Origin of the sequence: Salifodinibacter halophilus, from assembly GCA_012999515.1 — a bacterium.
GTDB lineage: Bacteria > Pseudomonadota > Gammaproteobacteria > Nevskiales > Salinisphaeraceae > Salifodinibacter > Salifodinibacter halophilus.
On record JABEEB010000391.1, the window covers coordinates 1 to 259 of the forward strand.

Annotated in this window: 1 protein-coding gene; it reads left to right on the plus strand. The window is 71.4% G+C overall.

The window, feature by feature from the left end; all coding sequences use genetic code 11:
• A partial coding sequence (locus tag HKX41_12155) for an FAD:protein FMN transferase (protein NNC24888.1) occupies positions 1-259 on the plus strand: 259 nt, incomplete at both ends.

The following is a 259-nucleotide window of genomic DNA, read 5'->3' on the forward strand; positions in this document are numbered from 1 at the left end:
CTGCGCTTCGACCCGACCACGCGCGAACTGATCCAACCCGGCGGCGCGTACCTGGACTTTTCCTCCATCGCCAAGGGCTACGGCGTCGACCGCGTCGCCGACTGGCTGCTCGCGCAAGGTTGCGGCGACTGTCTGGTCGAAGTCGGCGGCGAGCTGCGCGCGCACGGCCGCAAGCCCGACGGCTCGGCCTGGCGGGTCGCGGTCGAACAACCCGGCCACGAGGATGAAGCCACCGCGGTGATCGCGCTCGACGGCCTGG